This window comes from Rothia nasisuis, assembly GCF_928381405.1.
Classification (GTDB): domain Bacteria; phylum Actinomycetota; class Actinomycetes; order Actinomycetales; family Micrococcaceae; genus Rothia; species Rothia nasisuis.
Genome location: NZ_CAKMSB010000004.1, coordinates 50,542 through 67,489 on the forward strand (window position 1 = coordinate 50,542; position 16,948 = coordinate 67,489).

At 59.9% G+C, this 16,948-nt stretch carries 17 protein-coding genes; 4 read left to right on the forward strand and 13 right to left on the reverse strand.

Features of this window, described 5'->3' with window-relative positions:
- Positions 1-358: 358 nt before the first annotated feature.
- Positions 359-1,714, reverse strand: coding sequence for an aminotransferase class III-fold pyridoxal phosphate-dependent enzyme (locus tag L6966_RS04720; protein ID WP_237232968.1), 1,356 nt, complete (start codon positions 1,712-1,714; stop codon positions 359-361).
- Positions 1,715-1,793: 79 nt separating this feature from the next.
- On the opposite strand from L6966_RS04720, the gene L6966_RS04725 reads away from it, so the two are divergent.
- Positions 1,794-3,293: a PucR family transcriptional regulator gene (locus tag L6966_RS04725; protein WP_237224233.1), complete on the forward strand. Its 1,500-nt coding sequence runs from the start codon at positions 1,794-1,796 to the stop codon at positions 3,291-3,293.
- Here the strand turns inward: L6966_RS04725 and L6966_RS04730 are convergent.
- The 6 genes from L6966_RS04730 to L6966_RS04755 all read right to left on the reverse strand — a co-directional run bounded on the left by L6966_RS04730 (position 3,290) and on the right by L6966_RS04755 (position 8,931).
- Positions 3,290-4,228, reverse strand: coding sequence for an alpha/beta hydrolase (locus L6966_RS04730; protein WP_237232969.1), 939 nt, complete (start codon positions 4,226-4,228; stop codon positions 3,290-3,292). The two genes, L6966_RS04725 and L6966_RS04730, sit on opposite strands and share 4 nt — an antisense overlap.
- A 106-nt stretch (positions 4,229-4,334) precedes the next feature.
- Positions 4,335-5,792 (reverse strand): flavin-containing monooxygenase, encoded by a 1,458-nt coding sequence (locus tag L6966_RS04735; RefSeq protein WP_237232970.1) that lies wholly within the window; start codon positions 5,790-5,792, stop codon positions 4,335-4,337.
- 36 nt (positions 5,793-5,828) lie between these two features.
- Complete coding sequence (locus tag L6966_RS04740) at positions 5,829-6,965, reverse strand: zinc-binding dehydrogenase (RefSeq protein WP_237232971.1); 1,137 nt, start codon at positions 6,963-6,965, stop codon at positions 5,829-5,831.
- A 321-nt stretch (positions 6,966-7,286) separates the two neighbouring features.
- Positions 7,287-7,409, reverse strand: coding sequence for a TspO/MBR family protein (locus L6966_RS04745; protein WP_143539199.1), 123 nt, complete (start codon positions 7,407-7,409; stop codon positions 7,287-7,289).
- Positions 7,410-7,444: 35 nt separating this feature from the next.
- Positions 7,445-7,924 carry a hypothetical protein gene (locus L6966_RS04750; protein ID WP_143539198.1) on the reverse strand — a complete coding sequence of 160 codons (480 nt, stop codon included), beginning with the start codon at positions 7,922-7,924 and terminating at the stop codon, positions 7,445-7,447.
- Complete coding sequence (locus L6966_RS04755) at positions 7,882-8,931, reverse strand: NAD(P)H-binding protein (RefSeq protein ID WP_219336369.1); 1,050 nt, start codon at positions 8,929-8,931, stop codon at positions 7,882-7,884. Before L6966_RS04755 ends, L6966_RS04750 begins: the two co-directional genes overlap by 43 nt.
- Positions 8,932-9,196: 265 nt before the next feature.
- Here L6966_RS04755 and L6966_RS12085 point away from each other — a divergent pair, with 265 nt between their 5' ends.
- On the forward strand, positions 9,197-9,331 hold the full coding sequence (locus L6966_RS12085) for a hypothetical protein (protein ID WP_272878787.1): 135 nt from the start codon (positions 9,197-9,199) through the stop codon (positions 9,329-9,331).
- A 258-nt stretch (positions 9,332-9,589) separates the two neighbouring features.
- On the forward strand, positions 9,590-10,696 hold the full coding sequence (locus tag L6966_RS04760; RefSeq protein ID WP_180377886.1) for an ATP-binding protein: 1,107 nt from the start codon (positions 9,590-9,592) through the stop codon (positions 10,694-10,696).
- Between the two features lie 9 nt (positions 10,697-10,705).
- Here L6966_RS04760 and L6966_RS04765 read toward each other — a convergent pair whose 3' ends face one another.
- Entirely contained in the window at positions 10,706-11,143 is a 438-nt protein-coding gene (locus tag L6966_RS04765) for a GNAT family N-acetyltransferase (RefSeq protein WP_237232972.1), read from the reverse strand.
- Between the two features lie 136 nt (positions 11,144-11,279).
- Between L6966_RS04765 and L6966_RS04770 the strand changes: the two genes are divergently transcribed.
- Positions 11,280-11,501, forward strand: coding sequence for a DUF6290 family protein (locus L6966_RS04770; protein ID WP_237232973.1), 222 nt, complete (start codon positions 11,280-11,282; stop codon positions 11,499-11,501).
- A 407-nt stretch (positions 11,502-11,908) separates the two neighbouring features.
- Here the strand turns inward: L6966_RS04770 and L6966_RS04775 are convergent, their stop codons facing one another.
- From L6966_RS04775 to L6966_RS04795, 5 genes are all read right to left on the reverse strand, one after another.
- Positions 11,909-12,661 carry an amino acid ABC transporter ATP-binding protein gene (locus L6966_RS04775; protein WP_237232974.1) on the reverse strand — a complete coding sequence of 251 codons (753 nt, stop codon included), beginning with the start codon at positions 12,659-12,661 and terminating at the stop codon, positions 11,909-11,911.
- The gene (locus L6966_RS04780) at positions 12,654-13,331 is read right to left on the reverse strand and encodes an amino acid ABC transporter permease (protein ID WP_083092649.1); all 678 of its coding nucleotides are present in this window, start codon (positions 13,329-13,331) and stop codon (positions 12,654-12,656) included. Before L6966_RS04780 ends, L6966_RS04775 begins: the two co-directional genes overlap by 8 nt.
- Before the next feature lie 146 nt (positions 13,332-13,477).
- Entirely contained in the window at positions 13,478-14,299 is an 822-nt protein-coding gene (locus L6966_RS04785) for a transporter substrate-binding domain-containing protein (RefSeq protein ID WP_083092646.1), read from the reverse strand.
- Between the two features lie 29 nt (positions 14,300-14,328).
- Positions 14,329-15,471: a trans-sulfuration enzyme family protein gene (locus L6966_RS04790; protein WP_237232975.1), complete on the reverse strand. Its 1,143-nt coding sequence runs from the start codon at positions 15,469-15,471 to the stop codon at positions 14,329-14,331.
- Positions 15,472-15,702: 231 nt separating this feature from the next.
- On the reverse strand, positions 15,703-16,527 hold the full coding sequence (locus L6966_RS04795) for an NlpC/P60 family protein (protein ID WP_237224221.1): 825 nt from the start codon (positions 16,525-16,527) through the stop codon (positions 15,703-15,705).
- Positions 16,528-16,948: the final 421 nt, after the last annotated feature.

Here is a 16,948-nt window from a genome sequence, read left to right on the forward strand (position 1 = left end):
GTACGCTGATAGCCATACAGCAAGGGACACCGTGATTGGTGCAGACGCCACCCATGGCCACATCGATCTCATCGTGCTGGCAATCCTCGAAAAAGAACCCTCTACACTGCCGTCAAGCGGCTAGAAAGGCAGGGAGCTCTCACCAGCAAACAAATTGTGTCTGAGTTTCACCCAGGCCCGCGCTGACCTGAGACCCAGGCCGGTGGCCAGGTCATTGCCACTTTCGGCTCTCTCGATGAGGTCGCTGAAGGGCTCAGCCTCACCACAGACCTTCTTGCTTCACACCCCAGCCCGAGCTACCACGCCCCTCCCCTTGAGCAGGCCCACGAGAGAAACAATAGGGTGAAGGCCTATCTACTTACCTGTTAGTAGCAAGAATTGCCTCGCGCAGCACGTTCAGCCCGTCACGCAGCAACTCCTCACCAATCACCAGCGGAGGTAGCAGGCGCAGGACGTTGCCGTGGGTGCCACAGGTGAGAGTGATGACGCCCTGGTTGTGGCAGGCGGCAGAGACCGCCTTAGTCAGCTCGGGCAGGGGCTCTAGCGAGGCGTCCGCAAATTCAATCGCCAGCATGGCGCCGCGCCCGCGCACCTGGGCTACGATACCGGTCTCGTCAACGAGCGGTTCAAGAACCTCTCGGGCTACCCGCTCAATCATGCGAGCGTTCTCAAGCACAGCACCGTCCTCAAGCTGCTCAAAAACGGCCAGCGCAGCCTCACAGGCAAGCGGGTTGCCGGCGTAGGTGCCGCCCAGGCCACCGGCGTGCGGGGCGTTCATAATCTCAGCCCGGCCGGTAACAGCTGAGAGGGGCACACCATTGGCCAGGGCCTTGGCAGAGAGCACCAGGTCGCCAGCCACCCCTTCGTGCTCTGCGGCAAAGAGGGTGCCGGTGCGGCCCATGCCGGCCTGAATCTCGTCGATAACCAGAACAATGCCGTACTGATCGGCTAAGGCTCGCAGGCCGGGCAAAAAGCCCTTGGCAGGAACGATGAAGCCACCCTCGCCCTGGATGGGTTCAATGACCATAGCGGCGAAGGTCTCGGGGCCGCGTTCTGTCAGGGTTTTTTCAACAGCGGCAAGTGCGTTGGCGGTGATTTCTTCGTCGGTGGTTCCCCCGGCCGCAGGGCGCAGGGGGTTAGCAGATGCCGCGCGCACAACCTCACCGGGCAGGGGGCCAAAGTTTAGGCGGTAGGGGTTTTCTTTGGCGGTCATAGCCATGGTGAGCAGGGAACGGCCGTGGTAGGCCTCGTCAAAGACAAGGACGTTGGGGCGACCGGTGTAGGCACGGGCAATTTTTACGGCGTTTTCTACCGCTTCGGCGCCGGTAGAGAAAAGGCCGGTGCGCTTGTCGAAGTCACCGGGGGTGTGTGCATTGAGCCACTGGCAGACCCGGGTAAAGGAGTCGTACTCGGTGACCATGAAACAGGTGTGGGTGAACTTTTCGGCTTGAGCGGCAACGCGCTGGGCCACTTTCTGGTTGGAGGCACCCAGGCTGGTGACGGCGATACCCGAGGCGAAGTCGATGAGGCGGTTGCCGTCGACGTCCTCAATAATTCCGCCGTCAGCGCGCTCAACGAAGACGGGCAGGGCGACGCCGAAGCCGCCGGAGACGTGCTGTAGACGCTGGGTGTGGAGTTCGGTGGAGCGGGGGCCGGGAATCTCGGTTTCGAGGTGGCGGCTTTGGGGTAGGGCTGTGTTTGAGGTTTCGTTCATAGGCTCATCGTAGAAATGGGGGCTCGCCCAAGAGTGTGCAGTTTTGCCGGTGGCCCCCTTATCACTGGATAATATGACCATGGTCTCACTTCACGATCTTCATCAGGAACTACCCGCCGAGCTGGTACCCGTACACCGGGGTGCTCAGGTACCCGTTCGTGCTCTGAACGGTGTGCACCTCTCTGAGCTGCTTGACCCAACCCCCTACCTCAACGGCGGGGAGCTGCTCCTCACGACCGGTATGGCCTTTAAACATTCCTCAGAACCCCTTTCTGACTATGTACAACGGCTGGTGGCCCGGCAGGTAGGTGCCCTCGGCTTTGGTATCGGCCCGGTTTTCTCGGAGGTTCCCGTTGAGCTTGAGTCTGAATGCACCCGGCAGGGCCTCGAACTGCTGGTCGTGCCTGAGCAGGCAACCTTCCAGCAGATTACCCGCACCTACTGGCGCCTAGCTGGTGAGGGTGGGCAGGCAGAGCTCAAGCGCACCCTGGGGTTGCAGACGGCCCTGGTGCGTGAGGTAGTGCGCCCGGACGGGGTCGTGGCAGTTCTGCGCCGGCTGGGCCAGTTTATCGGGGGCTGGGCGGCTTACATCCCCGCCACGGCCGGGCCCGACGTCATGTGGCCCGAAACTGCCGAGGTCTATGTGAAGAAATTTAAGCAGATTGGGGGCCGCACACAGCGGGTGAACGTGAACGCGCCGGTGACCTATGAGCTCAATGGGCAGGTCGTTCTCAAATACCCGGTCGCTTCGGGAGAGAAGAACTACGGGCAGCTGATGGTAGGGTCACCCCGCAAGCTTACCGCCGCTGATGCGCAGGTTGTGGCCACGGTCTGTATGCTCCTGCTCATGAAAATCCGCCAGCGGGAGAGCTACGCCGCCGGTATTGCCACGCTGGGCTCAGCTGTGGTGCGTCTGCTCACGCACGGGCACGCGGACGCCGCGCGGCTACTTGCTGAGAACGTCGGTATCGGGGAGCTTCCGGCTCGTATGCATGTTGTGGGTGTAAGGGGCGATATCGGTGAAGATTCGGCTGAGTGGTTACGGCTCGTGCCCCTGCTGGAGAGGGCCTCGGGCGTCCCGGTGCTAGATTCCGCTCTTGAGGAGACCCAGCTACGCATGTACGAGGGCGGTGTTCTCTACCTGCTGGTTGCTGAGAAGGCTGCGGCAACCGCTCATAAACGGGCCGCTACCGCTGAATGGAGCAGGGCTTCTTCGCTGACAGCCGTGATGGGCGAGGCGGTGCTCTTGCACGAGATACCGGCAGCTATGGACGCCGTGAGGAGGGGCCTGCGCCGGGGCGAGCCCGGGGTCTTCGCGCGGGCAGGGAACCAGGATCGCACACGGGCCGAGGAGTGGGTCGCCACCTTAGAGAGCTATGACCGCTCTGATCTTTTAGGAACGGTTGCCTCGTATGTGCGTAATCGGGGTCAGTGGGAGCCTACCTCCCGCGAGCTAGGCGTGCACCGCAACTCGGTGCGGCACCGGATTGACATCGCGCAGAGCCTCTTGGGGATTGATTTGAATGACCCAGATGTTTTTGCCCCGCTCTGGCTGGCTCTGCGTGACCGCGTGGATTAGTGGGAGGCGTAGGCTCGTTCCCGGATGAAGGCGGCTGCGGCTCTAATCTCGTCGCGCCCCGCAGGCAGGATTCCCGCAGAGGTGAAGAGCCCGTGGGCGTAGCCCGGCAGGTGGTGATTGTTCACCTCGATGCCGGCGCGGGCGAGTTTGGCCGCATAGTCGATGCCTTCGTCCGCTAGCGGGTCGTGCCCTACCGTCACAATGTACGCGGGGGCCAGGCCCTGAGGCACCTCGGCCAGGGCCGGGCTGAGCTCGGGGCTGGCAAGGTCGTAGTCCTCTGGCACGTAGGCTACGGTAAAGTGCCGCATGGTCTCTGCAACAAGAGGGTAACCCTCGGTGACCCGCTGGTAGGAGTCACTGCTCATGGTCAGATCTAGCACCGGGTAGAGCAGAATCTGGGCCAGAACCGGAGTGGCTGCCGCAGTGTTTTCCCGGGCCAGGACGGCTGCCAGGTGGCCGCCCGCGCTGTCGCCTGCCAGGACTACCCCGCTGACGGCCAGCCCGTGCTCACTGCTACCGGTCAGCCAGGCGAGAGCCGCGCGGCAGTCGTCGTGGCCTGCCGGGTAGAGGTGTTCAGGGGCAAGCCTGTAGTCTACGGCAACCAGGGGGATCCCGGCGTCCGCGGCGAGAGCCCGGCAGAGCCCGTCGTGGGTATCCAGGTCGCCGATGCCCCAGCAGCCTCCGTGGAAGAAGAGGATGACCGGGGTCGGCCCGGCAACCTCACCGGGCACGTAGAGACGCACCGAGAAGTCCCCCAGATCAAAGTCTCTCACCTGAGCCATCTGCTCAGCCGGGATTCCGTTCTTGGCGCAGGAGGCCCGGTAGTTTGTGCGGGCGGTCTCAAGCTCTAGGGTGTGGAAGGAAGGCGAACCGGCAGCTCGAAAGGCCTCAATCAGAGCTGCCGCATCGCGGGCTAGCGGCGGGTAGGTGGTCATGGTTTTCTCCCTTCGTTAGGGTCAGGGCACCGGTGGGTGGCGCCGGGGTGTACAGAAGACCGGGCGGGGCAGGTAAGCCCCGCCCGGCGTCCTGCCAGAGCACGTTTTAGGCGGTCAAGCCGTAGTCTTCGAGGTTGAGGGTTTCGGTGAGTTCAACGAACTCGTTGACGGTTCCGCCCCAGTTATTGATCACACGGCCAGCTGCGTTTTTGTACCAGCTGGAGCAGTCTGATGAGAAGGCTGAGCCGGCCAGGGTTGCCTGCAGTTCGTCATTGAAGCGGTTGATGACTTCTTCTCGCACGTCAAGCGGCTGGTCGGGGTTCTTTTGCAGGTGCTTGATGGCCTGGACGACGTACTTCTGGGCGGGCTCCAGCATGGAGACCACTGAGTTGTGGTTGAGGTTGGTGTTGGGCCCGTACATCATAAAGAAGTTGGGGAAGTGGTCTACGGCCATACCCAGGTAGGCTTCGGGGGTATCTCCCCAGCGCTCGTCCAGGGTCAGGCCGCCGGTACCGGTGATGACGGTACTGCGGCCGAAGGCCTGGGACTTGAAGCCGGTGGCGTAGATGATCACGTCGAAGTCACGCTCTACGCCGTCGCTGGTCTTGATGCCGGTAGGGGTAATCTCTGAGATTCCCTCGGTGACCAGCTCAACGTTGTTGCGGGTCAGGGCCGGGTAGAACTCGTCTGAGCGCAGGATGCGCTTGCAGCCATAGTCGTAGTCAGGGGTCAGTTTCTCGCGCAGAACCGGGTCGCTAATCTGCTTCTCGAGGTGCTCGCGGGCCAGGGCCACACCCTCGGCTGAGGCCTCGGTGCCACGGCGGGTACGCTCAAAACCTGCCTCTCGGAAATCGTGGATTTCCTGGCGGATCTTGCGGTAGGAGTCGGGGTTCTCAACGAATTCAGCGGTCTCTTCTGCGGTGAAGATGTGCTGGTCGCGGGGCAGGATGTAGTTGGCGGAGCGCTGGAAAACGGTCACCTGGGCCGCTACCTTGGCTATTTCGGGTACATACTGTACCGCTGTGGCAGCGTTGCCGATGGAGGCAACACGCTTGCCGGTCAAATCAAGGTCGTGACGCCAGTGGGCGGAGTGGAAGCGTTCCCCTTCGAAGGTCTCGGTGCCGGGGAAATCAGGAATATTGGGCTCTGAAAGCTGGCCCCAGGCGGCAACGAGAGTGCGGGCCAGCAGTTCTTCACCCGTATCGGTCTTAATCACCCAGAGCTTACGCTCCTCGTCCCAGGTGGCGCTGGTGACCTCGGTGTTAAAGCGGATGCGCTCATCAAGGCCAAATTCAGTGGCTAGCTCTTTCAGGTAGTTCTGCAGCTCCTGTTGCCCCGCGTACATGCGGCTGACTTTCAGATTCAGAAAGTAGGAGTAGCAGTAGATGACGGCCTGCGTGTCGCAGGCTGCGCCGGGGTAGGTGTTTTCGCGCCAGACACCGCCCACCTGGTCAGCCTTCTCGAGAATCAGAAAGTCAGTGATGCCGTCCTGCATGAGCTGGGCACCTTGGCCCAGGCCGCCGTAACCAGCGCCGATGATGATTGCGTCGTAGATATGTGACATGGGGTGTTGTTCCTTTAGGGTTGTGTCTTTGAACGGTTAGAAAGTAATAATCTGGCGTAGAGCCTGGCCCGTGTGGAGAGCGTCCATGGCCTCATTGATTTGGTCCAGCTCAATATGAGCTGATATCAGACCCTCTACGTTGAGCTTGCCTTCGCGCCAGAGCTGCTCATAAATCGGAATATCGTGGGAGGGCACCGAGGTGCCCAGGTAGCTACCGGCGATGGTGCGAGCCTCAGCGGTCAGCACCAGCGGGTCAATGACAGTTTCAGACCCGGGAGCTGGCAGGCCCACGGTGACGGTGATGCCGCCGGGCGCGGTAATTTTGATAGCCGTTTCGAGAGCCTTAGGGTGACCCGCCGCCTCAATCACCGCATCGAACTTGCGCCCATCAGCAGCCGCAGCGAGGGCGTCCGGGCTGGTGACCGCGTCCGTGGCGCCCAGCTTCTTGGCCATCTCAAGCTTGTCGGGCTGCATGTCTACGCCCACGACCTCTTCAACGCCCAGGGCGCGGGCCACGATGAGGGCTGCCATGCCCACGCCCCCTAGGCCTACCACAGCTACACGGGAGGTTTTCTCAGGCTTAGCCACATTGAGTAGGGCGCCGCCACCGGTCAGCAGGGCGCACCCGAGCAGGGCGGCAACGTCGGCGGGAACGTCGCTGCCCACGGGGACCACGGATCGCTGGTCAACCACAGTGTAGGTTGCGAACCCTGAGACCCCCAGGTGGTGCTGCACGTCCTGGCCTCCGCGGTGCAGGCGGCGGGCCCCGGAGAGGAGGGTTCCAGCGGTGTTGGAGGCGGTGCCGGGGATGCAGGGGGTCTTGCCGTTCGAAGCGCAGCCGGAGCATTCGCCGCAGCGGGGTAGAAAGGTCATAACGACGCGCTGGCCAACGGCGTAGTCGGTGACACCCTCCCCCACTTCTTCGATGATGCCCGCTGACTCGTGCCCCAGAAGCATGGGGACGGGGCGGGGGCGATTGCCGTTGACCACCGACAGGTCTGAATGGCAGAGACCGGCGGCTTCGATGCGAACGAGTAGCTCGCCGGGGCCGGGCGGATCTAGCTGGATATCTGAGATGGTGATGGGTTTGGAGCTAGCGTAGGGTTCGGCTGCGCCGATTTCTTCTAGGACGGCGCCGCGAATCGTGCGCTGCCCGGTGGAGGTGGCAGTCATTGCCTCATCCTTTCCGCGTGTATCGTTTACCGCACCTCGCTGTGGTGCGCCCTTCTTGCTTTCGATACTAGAAAGAGGAGAGCCCACGCTTATAGATAGAATGACCTGCGACACAGTGAGCTTGGGTGAAAGTGTCTAAGTCAGGGTGGTTGGTGTAGGCGCTCCACCCAACAGAGGCGTAGAGGTCAACCCGCATTTCAGCACCATGTTGACGCCCAGTGCTACCTTATTTATATTTGTCTACCTTGCGTTCCAGCTCATCCTGCTGGCACTGCCGGCGCACAGCGCCGTCCAGGCGATCGGGAAAGCAAGAGCGGGCGGCTAAAAAGAAGGTTTCTTAAGCGCCTTATACCAGGGGTCATCCGGTGTGGTAACCAGGGAACCAACAACGGCTATAGCGGTCACTGCTGCACTACTGACGGCGAGCGCTGGAAGGAATGTCATGGGGTCTCCTTATCGGGAAGAAGATGGTTGAAGGGTCAGCTGGTACCTTGCAGTTTCGGTGCGCCCATGAGGCGCTCTAGTCCCTTGCTGAGGGTGGCAGGAATTGTGCCGTCCTGACGCCAGCGCTCCACAGCTGCTAGTGCTTTGACTTCGTAGCCAAAAGCGGTCATGACCAGCAGGTGCAGTCGCGCCTGGGTCAGACTGTACACACGCCAGGGCAGGGCAGGTTCAAATTCATGGATAGCAATGATGACCTGGTTGGTATCCAGCACCTGGCGGAAGGATAGTCGAGCCCTGCTTTCTTCGCGTATCAGCGCCAGGTGACCCCCGGCAATCAGGTAGGTGGCGAAGTCTTCATAGGCGGCCGTTTCTGGCTTCTTAAGCACTAGCAGGGGCTTGCTGATAAAAGGAAGCCTCACCTGGGCGTCCTGCTCTGTGATATCGGTGTTGATGAGACCGAAGCTGCTGCGCTCTAGCCAGGTGAGGTAGTAGTCTGCGGTGCGTTGTGCCCCCACCCATGAGGCACAGTAACGCGCTGAATGGACTTCACATCGTTACGCCCCGAACCTGACCCGCCACCGGTAAAAGGTAGGGGCAGATGAGAGAGGGTAAATTTCTGCGGCTCCTGGTCCTCAATAGCTGCTTTCACACTGTCTTTGAAACAGGTTGGAGCATTTGAGATGCCCTCAACGTAGTGTTGATCGGTGACCACCATGTCATGCACCAGGCTTTCTAACAAGGGGTTCACCATCTCTTTGGGTCTGCCCGAGATGAGGGTAACCCAAGCTTTAGACAGCCAGACGGGGATGATGGGCAAATCTACCATGGGCAGTTTTTTGCCCAGCACTTCGGCGGTTTGCGCAAAAAGGTCCTTGTAGTTCATTTCTTCAGGGCCGCCGATGTCTATGGCCTGCTGACCGAACTCTTCCGATTCGATGATTTTCTCCAGGGCACCCATAACATCGTGGAGTGCCACAGGGTTGGTCCGGTTGTACGCCCACTTGGGTACTAGTAGACCCGGCAGACGTTCAACCAGGGACTGCAGGATGGGGAAAGAAGAGCCCTCTGGACCCACAATTAGCCCGGCTCGTAGGGTGGTGACGGGCACCTGGTAAGAGCCCAGAATCTTCTCGCACTCAAGGCGGCTGCGCAGGTGGCGGGAAAGTTTCTTGTCGCCCTGCGGGATGATACCGCTGAGGTAGATGATGCGCCCCATCTTGTGCTCAGCGGCGGCGCGGGCAAAATTGTCTGCCAGTAGTGCATCCATATCTTCGAAGGACGCCTGGGTCAGCTTGGCCTGCGGCTGCATGGAGTGCACAAGGTAGATGGCGATATCTACGCCTTCCATAACAGCTCTGACCTGCTGAGGGTCAAAGAGATCGGCGCTCTTCCAGGTGACGTTAGGCTCGTCTTCTTTACCCTCGGTGCTGCGGGAGACAGCGATAATGTGGTGGCGGTCTTTAAGCCGCTTCATGAGGTTCTGCCCAATGTAACCGGTGGCACCGGTGAGCAGGATTTTCACAGAGACGTTCCTTCGCTAAGTATGGTTATCTTCTAGATTAGTTCTAGGGTGAAGGGAAGGAAAGAGCGGGGTAGAAAATTTCGGGATGGGCAGACCTACCGCAGCACCTTAGATGCGGCAGTCCGTCATCTCAAAGATCTGCAAGAAGCGCTGGATACGTTCGTTGTCGGAGGCGAAGAAGGCTTCGCGGGCTTACGGCCAGGGCGCGGGCAATGGAAACGCGCTACTGGCCACCGGAGAGGTTATCGGGGTAAGCCTCCGCCTTATGCCCCAAACCCACCTTCTCTCACAGGACGCCGGTGAGAAAATCACCGCCTGGGTCTACATTCCCCCGGTCAGCAAGCAGGCACAGCTACGCGAGCGCTACCCCCTGGTGCCCGGCGGTGAATGGTGCGAATAGAATTGAAGGCATGCCACGCCACACTCAACAAGCCCGTATGATTGATGGGCTCTCCCCCAGCAATGCCGCCCACCGTATCTCTGCCTACACCTACGGCAATATTTGGGCTTTACCGTAGCTGCTTTGAAGGCTGTGCTGACCCACTAGCTCGCAGTGTTCCTTACCAGCACAGACATGCTGTTTTGAGCGCGCACCTTAGGGTGACAGAGAAAAGTATAAAAAAGTATAAAAAGTATAAAAAAGTATAAAATGAGGGGTATGCGTAACCCTTTCTCCCCATCATTTGGCGCTACCCCACCCAACATCTTCGGCAGGTCCAAAGAACTCAGTAGCTTCACAGAAGCTCTCCAGGAAGGGCCTGGCAGCCCCGGCCGTGCCATGCTTTTTACCGGTGCCCGCGGAATGGGGAAAACAGTACTCCTCAACGAAATCGAAAACATCGCCCGTGATCATGGTTGGGCAACAATCTCTGAAACAGCAACACCCGGTGTAGCCCAGAGGCTCCAAGAGACCTACCTACCGCTGGCTCTTGATGACTGGGGCAAGCGATCTTCCAAAAGTCATATCACGTCGGTTTCCGTCACTGGTCTCGGCAGTCTCACCCGGAGTATCAGCGAGCAGCCCCCTGTTGTTCCTACTCTTCGTCTGCTCCTCAGCGAGATTCTTGATGTCCTTGAAGAAAACAGCTCAGGGCTGCTCATTACCCTCGATGAAGTCCACCGTGAAAACATAGATGACCTCAGAGAAATTGCAACAGCAATCCAGCATCTCTTCCGCGAAGGGCGCAACATCATGTTTGTTGCCGCAGGACTACCGCACGCTATCCACGATTTGCTGAACGACAACGTCCTCACTTTTCTACGGCGAGCAGAACGCTATTCGCTAGGTCTACTATCACCGCAAGCAAGGCACGATGCATTTGTAGAAGCATTCGCAAATAGCGGTAAAACTATCTCATCAGAGGCAGTGGAACAGGTAGCTAGCGCCTCCCAGGGATACCCCTATCTCATCCAGTTACTGGGTTACCATGCCTGGCGACTGTCTGTTGACGATTCTCAAGTGGATACGGCTACGGCACAAGAGGCAATTCAGGTCTCCCGTTCAAAACTCACATATCTTGTGCATGAACCCGCCCTATCAGCACTTTCTCACGGTGATATGGAATTTTTGAGGGCGATGGCTCATGACAAGGGGGAAAGCAAAATCGCTGATATTGCAGAGCGCCTCGGCAAAACTGTTCAAGAACTCAGCGTATACCGCCAGCGGCTTTTGAAAGCAGAAGTTATCGCAGCGACAGGCCATGGCAAGCTTTCTTTTGTCTTGCCCTATATGCAGGAATTTATCGCTAATAAATTCGCTGAATAGTAGACGGGGCTAGTCAAAGGTAAATTTCGCCAGGGTCACGCAGCCGTAGCCCTCAACGGGCGAAAAGCCTCTGCCCCGGTAGAGGTCGATGACGTGCTGGTTGCTGGGGTGGGTGTCGGTGGTGATGTAGACCTGGCGGACGCCGCCCACGGCGTCCAACGCCATGTCGAGCAGGCGGGAGCCCAGGCCGGACTTCTGAAAGTCCGGGTTGATGAGTAGGTCTTGAATATAGCTGATGCTGACCCCATCGCCGACGGCCCGCACCAGCCCGGCGAGTCGGCCGGTGGCGTCCTCGCGAGCCACCGCCAGGTAAAGGCTACCGGTGCACATGGGCACCAGGGCTTCTGGGTGGTTGGTGTAGGCGTTCCACCCAACGGAGGTGTAGAGATCTACCAGTTCCTGCTTGCTAGGTACCAGACCTACTGAAAAAGTAAAAGCGGTGTTCATGGGCAAAACTTTACCGTGCACTTATCCCTGAAAATACTCCCAGCTTCTTCATCACAGAAAGCAAGTCCAGAACAATATCCTATTGTTGAAAGTACAGCCGTTTGCCATACTGGAAAGCATAGTAAGGAGAAAACCTATGACCGTGCATGTTGAGTTTACAGCTACTGAAGAAGCACAACTACAGAATCTTTCTTCTACTCTAGGTACAAGCACTGAAGAGCTAGTGCGTTCTGCTGTACTTGAATATCTTGAACAGCAGGAAGAACAGGTATGGGCACAGCAGGCGTTGGCACGATTTGAGGCAGACGGCCGTGAGATCCGCCCTGCCCAGGAATTGTGGGATGAGCTCGGGGTCTGATTGTGGTCTGGCAACTGGTGCTGGCAAAAGAGTTTGAATAATCGATGAGAAAGCTCGATCAGCCGGACATTCGTAGAATTAAGACTTACCTTGACCAGGTAGTTCAGCTAGATAATCCGAGGGCCCGGGGAAAGCGTTGACAGCTGACAAGGTTGGTTTGTGGCGTTACCGTATAGGAAACTTTCGCGTACTCGTAAAATTTGAAGACCAGCAGATGCAGGTTATCGCTCTCGACGTTGGTCACCGCTCAGCAATTTACCGGTAGCCCTCTGAGATCCTCTGGTGTTAACACATCACCCCGCCCTTTCTCTCTTCACCCTAGTGATTATCTCGGGGTGAAGAGAAAAAGGGCGGGGTGAAGCAGGTGCAGTTGCGCCCAGGCCAGACCAGCCCTAACGCCGAGCGCCTTAGATCCGGTGGTAGTCCGTCATTTCGAAGATCTGCAAGAAGCGCTGGATGCGTTCGTTGTCGGAGGCGAAGAAGGCTTCGGGGGCACCGTTGTAGAGCACCTTGCCGCCGTCGAGGAAGACGATGCGGTCAGCAACCCGGCGGGCGAAAGCCATGTTGTGGGTAACGACCACCAGGGAGCGTTTTTCGCGGGCCAGGTCGATGAGGACGCGAATGACCTCGGCTTCAAGCTCGGGATCGAGGGCGGAGGTGGGCTCGTCAAAGAGCAGGTAGTCGGGGGCGACCGCCAGGGCGCGGGCAATGGCGACGCGCTGCTGCTGGCCGCCCGAAAGGTTATCGGGGTAGGCATCCGCCTTATGCCCCAGCCCCACCTTTTCTAGGAGTTCGCGCGCGAGCTGGGCGGCGGCGTCCTTACCCATCTTGCCGCCCAGCACCGGGGCCAGGGCCACGTTCTGCTCAGCGGTGTAGTGGGGGAAGAGGTTGAAGTTCTGGAAGACCATGGCCGAGTGCTTGCGGATGGTGCGTACCTGCTCGTCGGTGAGCCCGGCGGCGAAGTCCACCGAGTCACCCTCGATGGTCAGGACGCCGGACTCGGGGGTCTCGAGCAGGTTGAGGCAGCGCAGCAGGGTGGATTTGCCTGAGCCGGAGGGCCCCAGAATCACGGTGGTCTCGCCGTTGTCGAGGTCCAGGGAGACATCGCGCAAAATGGTGTTCTCGCCGAAGCTTTTGGTTAGATTCTGAAGGCTAAGCATGGGCGCTCCTGAGGTAGCGGCTGGTGCGGTTTTCGAGCGCACGCTGGGCAATGGAGAGAAGGGTGAAGATAACCAGATAGATCAGGGCGACCTCCAGGTACATGGCCAGAGGCTCGAAGGTGCGGGCGGCAACCTGCTTGCCGGCCTGAAAGAGGTCGACCATAGAGATGACCGAGACCAGGGAGGTGCCTTTGACCAGGTCAATCAGGTCGTTGCCCAGCGGGGGCAGGGCGATGCGGGTGGCCTGCGGAATGACGACGTGGCGCAGGGTCTGCCCCCGAGTGAAGTTGAGGGTGCGGGCGGCCTCAAACTGGCCGCGCGGTATCGAGGCGTAGGCTGAGCGGAAGGTCTCGGCCACATAAGCGCCGGTATTCAGGCTCAGCGCGATAATGGCGGCAGGCCAGGTATCGAGGGTGACGCCCACCCGGGGCAGCCCGTAAAAGACCAAGAAGAGCTGCACCAGAAGCGGGGTGCCGCGAAAGAACCACACAAAGGCTGTGGCCAGCCAGTTGAGCGGGTTGAACCGACTCAGGGTGCGGGCGGCGGTGGCCAGCAACCCCAGCACCAGCGCCAGGGCGAAGGCGATAAGGGTCAGCGGGATGGTCACCTGCACGGTGGCCAGCAGCAGTGAGGGCAATGATTGCCCCCAGAGTTCTAGGTAGCGGTCCATGATAATTTACGGGTTGCTTTCAGGGATGAAGTGAGCGGGTGCGCACTCGCGAGCACTTATGAGCGAACGGAATCAGCCGAGCGGAGCGAGGCTAGGCCGAGGCCCAGCTATGCGGGCCCGGGTCGGTGGCGGCTAGCTGGTACCGGCTAGGCCTGGGGGCTCAGGTCGATGCCAACGTACTTTTCGTAGATGGCCTTGAAGTCGCCGTTCTCCAGGTGCTTGGCAATGGAGTCGTTGATGGCGGTCTGCAGGGTGGTGGCGCCCTTGGGCATCAGAATAGCTGACTCCGAGGCGTCACCGAGCACACCGTCGAGCAGGCGGATGGGGGCGTCCGGGTGCTGCTCGGTGTAGTAGGCAAAGGTGACGGCGTCGTTACCGCAGGCGTCCACGCGGCCGGTGAGGACCTGCTCAATGGCTTCGTCGAAGCCGGTGACGATGGTCATCTGGGCACCAGCTTCTTCCAGCAGGGTGCGGAAGTTGGAGGTCTCTGATGAGGCTGCGGTGGCGCCGCCATTGAGGTCTTCGATGGTTTGCAGCTCAGAGTCCTGCAAGACGGCGACCTTACCCTCTGAGGCGACGTAGGGGTTGGAGAAGTCGTACTTCTGCTTACGCTCTTCGGTGGGTGAGACGTTGTTGATGACGATGTCGTAGCGGTCTGCGTCTACACCGGCGATCAGGGAGTCCCAGGGGGTTTCGGTGTATTCGGCGGTCACACCCAGGTCGGCAGCGATCAGGTCTCCGATTTCCTTTTCCATGCCAACGAGTTCGCCGGCTTCGTTGTGGTAGTTCCAGGGGGCGAAGGTGCCTTCGAAGCCGATGCGGATCTTACCGGCGTCCTTAATGGCCTGCAGCTTATCGGCTGCTGAATTTGAGCTGCCGGTGTCAGATGAGCCGCAGGCGGCCAGTACCAGGGCGAGGGCTGAGACGCCAGCGGCTGAGAGGGCGGTACGGCGGGTGATGTTCTGCATGGGTGTTCCTTTCGGCAGGGAGGGTGTTGTTAGTTTGAGGCGGCGTCGAGGGCGCCGATGATGTCTGCGCGCAGGTCTTCTGCCTCTTCGATACCGACGGCGACGCGTACCAGGCGGGTGGTGAGGCCAGCGTCGTCACGGTCTTCTGGGGAGTAGGCACCCTGGGTCATGGTGGTGGGCAGGCAGACCAGGGACTCAATGCCGCCCAGGGAGACGGCGAAGGTGAAGACCTTGAGGGAGTCAAGGAAGGCCTTGATGTCGTAGCCTTCTTTGACGGTGAAGGAGAAGAGGGCACCCTTGCCGGTGGCCTGTTCGGCCTGAATCTTTGCTTCTTGGGCGCTGTAGGAGCCGGGGAAGTAGACGGTCTCAACGGCGGGGTGGGCGGCGACAGCCTCGATGATGGCTTGGGCGTTGGCCTGCTGGCGTTCCATGCGCAGGGCCAGGGTCTTGACGTTCTGTAGCAGGCGGTAGGAGTCGATGGGTGAGAGCACGCCGCCGGAGATTAGCTGGGCCTTGAAGAGCTTGTCGGCCAGATCTGCGCTGTTGGTGGTGGCGACGCCCGCGAGCAGGTCGCCGTGACCGGCCAGGTACTTGGTGGCTGACTGAACCACAATGTCTGCGCCCAGTTCTAGGGGCTTTTGCAGGTAGGGGGTCATGACGGTGTTATCGACGACCAGCAGGGCCCCGTGGCGGTGGGCCAGCTCGGCGACCTTCTTGATGTCGGTGACGCGCAGGGTGGGGTTGGAGGGGGTCTCAATGAAGACCATGCCCACGTTTTTACCCTCGAAGTGGGCGTCGGAGAGGGTGGTGAGGTCGTAGACCAGTTCGTGTGCGACTCCGCGCTTGGGCAGTTCGATGGTGGCGAAGCGGTAGTTGCCGCCGTAGACGGGCATGCCCATGAGTAGGGTCTGGCCGTGTTCCAGGATTCCCATGGCAGCGGCGGTGGCTGCCATGCCGGAGCCGTAGAGGAAGGCGTGCTCGGCGCCCTCGATGGCGGCGAGGGTGGTTTCTGCCTTGGAGCGGGTGGGGTTGCCGCCGCGCTGGTATTCGAAGGGGCCTTCGGTGCCGTCGGTGGGCTGGCCGAAGGTGGAGGCGGTGTAAATCGGAGGCACGACGGCCTGCTCTTCATTAGAGTGCACGGCGTGAATGGCGCGGGTGGTAAAGCCTACCATGGTGTTTTCCTTTCGACTGCGCGGAGACGTATCGATACAGCCTATACCGGTGGCGCACGCAGCAGAGAATTAATGTTACGCCTTTATGACGGCACCTGGGGCAGACCAGGTCTTGCGGCCAGGGGCACGCTCGTCGCCGCTCACGGGCGTCCTTGTACCGGGTACGAGCAAGCCCCGCACCTGGTGGCCAGGTTGCGGGGCTTGTTTCACGCGATGACGCTCAAGGCGGCTTTAGCTGTTGTAGCCAGCGGGTGATACGAAGATCGGTGCTGACGCGGTGGGCAGGTTGACCGAGAACACGCTGGTGCCCATGCCGTTCCAGCCGCCGTGTACGGCCTGGCCGTTACCGATGTAAACAGCGATGTGCTGCTGACCGAAGCCGTTGGACTGGTAGAGAACCAGGTCGCCGGGCTGGGGGTTGGAGGTGACGGTACCCAGTGACATGTAGTCCATGGGCCAGCCGTGGAAGTTGATGCCTACGGCGCTCAGAGAGTTGGTTGCCAGCATGGTGCAGTCGGTCTGGGCGTTGATGGAGGCAGCGGCTTGAGCGGCAGCTACCACGGCGTCGCGCTTAGCCTGGTTGCCAACGGCTGACAGGGTGGGCTCCGGAGCTACGGGCTCGGTGGCGGCCACTTCAACAATCTGAACTGCCTCTGACTGTACGGTGACTTCGGTTTCAGAAGCGGGAGCTACGAGGGGGGCCTCTTCTACGGGGGCCGCAGCGAAGGTCTCTTCGACCGGGGCTTCGACGACCACTTCTTCGACCGGGGCCTCAACGGCTACTTCTTCAACCGGGGTTTCTTCGACGATGGGGGCTTCTTCGATGACGGGGGTTTCTTCAACAGGCTTTTCAGGAGCCACCACGTAGGCGGGAACGCCCCAGATGCCGACCTTGCCTTCACCGGCAAGAGCAAAGGACTGGAGCACGGGCTCTGAAACGGCTGCACCGTTGTCTACGGTGGTCTGCGGGGCTTCATTTACTGTTGCGTTGGCTGCTGCGAGTGCAGCGCCGGAGAGAATGACACCTACCGCACCTACTGAGAGTGAACGACGCAATGTTGTACCTTTCGTCTCTTCGTGAGATTTCGCAGCCGGGTTGCTGCTACTGCTGGGGGCCGTGTACGTGGGGTGTGGGCTCCCAGGCTTCGCTGGAGAAGCTGATTGGACTTTGAATAGCCTATAACGATTTGGTAACGATGTATACCGAATCATCACAAAAAGTTGGTTTTTACGAACTGTGCCGCACCTCAAGGTACCCCCTGAGAACCCTGTGAAAGTACTGTTATTACTGGTCAAAACCATATTTTAACCGGTGATTCACCAGCGAGTGAGGGGCGAAATATTTATCACACACCCTCGCGAAGGTCACGATTTGATTGAGATTTGAGTGATGCAGGCAACAGTTTAGGTGGGTGCTGCCCGCACTGCCCCGCCCTTCTGCGCTAAAGCCACCGACCTGGTGATGGGTGTTCGCCGC

Coding starts and splice junctions, on each gene's coding strand:
- L6966_RS04770 (WP_237232973.1), top strand. CDS start 11,280: ATGACCGTGCATGTTGAGTTTACAGCTACTGAAGAAGCACAACTACAG.
- L6966_RS04725 (WP_237224233.1), top strand. CDS start 1,794: ATGGTCTCACTTCACGATCTTCATCAGGAACTACCCGCCGAGCTGGTA.
- L6966_RS04765 (WP_237232972.1), bottom strand. CDS start 11,143: ATGAACACCGCTTTTACTTTTTCAGTAGGTCTGGTACCTAGCAAGCAG.
- L6966_RS04790 (WP_237232975.1), bottom strand. CDS start 15,471: ATGGTAGGCTTTACCACCCGCGCCATTCACGCCGTGCACTCTAATGAA.
- L6966_RS12085 (WP_272878787.1), top strand. CDS start 9,197: ATGCCCCAAACCCACCTTCTCTCACAGGACGCCGGTGAGAAAATCACC.
- L6966_RS04735 (WP_237232970.1), bottom strand. CDS start 5,792: ATGTCACATATCTACGACGCAATCATCATCGGCGCTGGTTACGGCGGC.
- L6966_RS04785 (WP_083092646.1), bottom strand. CDS start 14,299: ATGCAGAACATCACCCGCCGTACCGCCCTCTCAGCCGCTGGCGTCTCA.
- L6966_RS04745 (WP_143539199.1), bottom strand. CDS start 7,409: ATGACATTCCTTCCAGCGCTCGCCGTCAGTAGTGCAGCAGTGACCGCT.
- L6966_RS04720 (WP_237232968.1), bottom strand. CDS start 1,714: ATGAACGAAACCTCAAACACAGCCCTACCCCAAAGCCGCCACCTCGAA.
- L6966_RS04730 (WP_237232969.1), bottom strand. CDS start 4,228: ATGACCACCTACCCGCCGCTAGCCCGCGATGCGGCAGCTCTGATTGAG.
- L6966_RS04780 (WP_083092649.1), bottom strand. CDS start 13,331: ATGGACCGCTACCTAGAACTCTGGGGGCAATCATTGCCCTCACTGCTG.
- L6966_RS04775 (WP_237232974.1), bottom strand. CDS start 12,661: ATGCTTAGCCTTCAGAATCTAACCAAAAGCTTCGGCGAGAACACCATT.
- L6966_RS04760 (WP_180377886.1), top strand. CDS start 9,590: ATGCGTAACCCTTTCTCCCCATCATTTGGCGCTACCCCACCCAACATC.
- L6966_RS04740 (WP_237232971.1), bottom strand. CDS start 6,965: ATGACTGCCACCTCCACCGGGCAGCGCACGATTCGCGGCGCCGTCCTA.